Source organism: Ectothiorhodospira sp. PHS-1 (genome assembly GCF_000225005.1).
Taxonomy (GTDB): Bacteria; Pseudomonadota; Gammaproteobacteria; order Ectothiorhodospirales; family Ectothiorhodospiraceae; genus Ectothiorhodospira.
Map to the genome: position 1 here is coordinate 1 of NZ_AGBG01000089.1, position 650 is coordinate 650.

Here is a 650-nt window from a genome sequence, read left to right on the forward strand (position 1 = left end):
CCAAACCTACTCATAAGTATCTAAACAGGTTCAGTGCTGATTTCCTGCTTCACAGAGGCCGGTTTCACTCCGGTCTTGCGACCTGAGCCAGCGCCTTCCTCTCCACAGGCTGACACCGTGGAACTCACGGCGTAATGGGCAAGATTTCTTGCCGCATTCACATCCCGGTCGTGGTGTACGCCACAGTCCGGGCAAATCCACTGCCGCGTGGATAGTGGCATGACCTTCTGCACCGATCCACAAACCGAACACATTTTGCTGCTGGGGAACCAGCGGTCGGCCACCACCACCTGCCCACCCCGCTGATCTGCCTTGTACGCCAGTTGCCGCCGGAACTCATGAAAGCTCATGTCGGCAATGGATCGGGCCAGATGCCGGTTCGCCATCATGCCGCGCACATTCAGATCCTCGATGCCGATGGTATGAAACCGCCGGGTCAGATCCGACGTGAGCTTGTGCAAGGCATCTTGGCGAATGTTGGCAATGCGGGCATGCAGCCGTGCCAGTTTCGCCTTGGCCTTGTTCCGGTTGCTGGAGCCTTTTTGCTTGCGCGACAGGCTGCGTGATAGCCGACGGAGTCGCTTGAGCACGGCGGTATGCGCCTTGGGGCCCGTCATGGTGTCTCCCGTCGAGAGCGTGGCCAGTGCCAA

At 59.2% G+C, this 650-nt stretch carries 1 protein-coding gene; it reads right to left on the reverse strand.

The features are described 5' to 3' along the window. Positions 1-20: 20 nt before the first annotated feature. On the reverse strand, positions 21-650 hold a 630-nt coding region (locus tag ECTPHS_RS13730; RefSeq protein ID WP_040406207.1), incomplete at its 5' end, for an RNA-guided endonuclease TnpB family protein.